The 2,329-nt window shown below is 42.8% G+C and carries 1 protein-coding gene; it reads right to left on the reverse strand.

The features are described 5' to 3' along the window. Positions 1–266 precede the first annotated feature (266 nt). Positions 267–2,273, reverse strand: coding sequence for an endonuclease/exonuclease/phosphatase family protein (locus tag IEW01_RS17860; protein ID WP_498049945.1), 2,007 nt, complete (start codon positions 2,271–2,273; stop codon positions 267–269). Positions 2,274–2,329 lie beyond the last annotated feature (56 nt).

Here is a 2,329-nt window from a genome sequence, read left to right on the forward strand (position 1 = left end):
GAGATCCAACCAGTCCATTCTGAAGGAGATCAGCCCTGGGATTTCTTTGGAAGGAATGATGCTAAAGCTGAAACTCCAGTACTTTGGCCACCTCATGTGAAGGGTTGACTCATTGGAAAGACTCTGATGCTAGGAGGGATTGGGGGCAGGAAGAAAAGGGGACGACAGAGGATGAGATGGCTGGATGGCATCACTGACTCGATGGACATGAGTTTGAGTGAACTCCAGGAGATGGTGATGGACAGGGAGGCCTGGAGTGCTGCGATTCATGTGGTCGCAAAGAGTTGGACATGACTAAGCGACTGAAGTGAGCTGTACCGAACTGTTGTTCCATGTCCAGTTCTAACTGTTGCTTCCTGACCTGCATACAGATTTCTCAAGAGGCAGGTCAGGTGGTCTGGTATTCCCATCTCTTTCAGAATTTTCCACAGTTTATTGTGATCCACACAGTCAAAGGCTTTGGCATAGTCAATAAAGCAGAAATAGATGTTTTTCTGGAACTCTCTTGCTTTTTCCATGATCCAGCAGATGTTGGCAATTTGATCTCTGGTTCCTCTGCCTTTTCTAAAACCAGCTTGAACATCAGGAAGTTCATGGTTCACATATTGCTGAAGCCTGGCTTGGAGAATTTTGAGCATTACTTTACTAGCGTGTGAGATGAGTGCAGTTGTGCAGTAGTTTGAGCATTCTTTGGCATTGCCTTTCTTTGGGATTGGAATGAAAACTGACCTTTTCCAGTCCTGTGGCCACTGCTGAGTTTTCCAAATTTGCTGGCATATTGAGTGCAGCACTTTCACAGCATCATCTTTCAGGATTTGGAATAGCTCAACTGGAATTCCATCACCTCCACTAGCTTTGTTCATAGTGATGCTTCCTAAGGCCCACTTGACTTCACATTCCAGGATGTCTGGCTCTAGGTGAGTGATCACACCATCGTGATTATCTGGGTCATGAAGATCTTTTTTATATAGTTCTTCTGTGTATTCTTGCCACCTCTTCTTAATATCTTCTGCTTCTGTTAGGTCCATACCATTTCTGTCCTTTATCGAGCCCATCTTTGCATGAAATGTTCCCTTGGTATCTCTAATTTTCTTGAAGAGATCTCTAGTCTTTCCCATTCTATTGTTTTCCTCTATTTCTTTGCATTGATTGCTGAGGAAGGCTTTCTTATCTCTCCTTGCTATTCTTTGGAACTCTGCATTCAGATGGTTATATCTTTCCTTTTCTCCTTTGCTTTTCGCTTCTCTTCTTTTCACAGCTATTTGTAAGGCCTCCCCAGACAGCCATTTTGCTTTTTTGCATTTCTTTTCCATGGGGATGGTCTTGATCCCTGTCTCCTGTACAATGTCACGAACCTCCGTCCATAGTTCATCAGGCACTCTATCTATCAGATCTAGGCCCTTAAATCTATTTCTCACTTCCACTGTATAATCATAAGGGATTTGATTTAGGTCATACCTGAATGGTCTAGTGGTTTTCCCTACTTTCTTCAATTTAAGTCTGAATTTGGCAATAAGGAGTTCATGATCTGAGCCACAGTCAGCTCCTGGTCTTGTTTTTGCTGACTGTATAGAGCTTCTCCATCTTTGGCTGCAAAGAATATAATCAATCTGATTTCGGTGTTGACCATCTGGTGATGTCCATGTGTAGAGTCTTCTCTTGTGTTGTTGGAAGAGGGTGTTTGCTATGACCAGTGCATTTTCTTGGCAAAACTCTATTAGTCTTTGCCCTGCTTCATTCTGTATTCCAAGGCCAAATTTGCCTGTTACTCCAGGTTTTTCTTGACTCCCTACTTTTGCATTCCAGTCCCCTATAATGAAAAGGACTTCTTTTTTGGATGTTAGCTCTAAAAGGTCTTGTAGGTCTTCATAGAACCGTTCAACTTCAGCTTCTTCAGCATTACTGGTTGGGGCATAGACTTGGATTACTGTGATATTGAATGGTTTGCCTTGGAAATGAACAGAGATCATTCTGTCGTTTTTGAGATTGCATCCAAGTACTGCATTTCGGACTCTTTTGTTGACCATGATGGTTACTCCATTTCTTATAAGGGATTCCTGCCCACAATAGTAGATATTACGGTCATCTGAGTTAAATTCACCCACTCCAGTCCATTTTAGTTCGCTGATTCCTAGAATGTCGACGTTCACTCTTGCCATCTCCTGTTTGACCACTTCCAATTTGCCTTGATTCATGGACCTAACATTCCAGGTTCCTATGCAATATTGCTCTTTACAGCATCGGACCTTGCTACCATTGCCAGTCACATCCACAACTGGGTGGTAATTCTGCTTTGGCTCGACCCCCCTTCATTCATTATGGAGTTATT

Source organism: Sinisalibacter lacisalsi, assembly GCF_014640115.1.
GTDB classification, from domain to species: domain Bacteria; phylum Pseudomonadota; class Alphaproteobacteria; order Rhodobacterales; family Rhodobacteraceae; genus Sinisalibacter; species Sinisalibacter lacisalsi.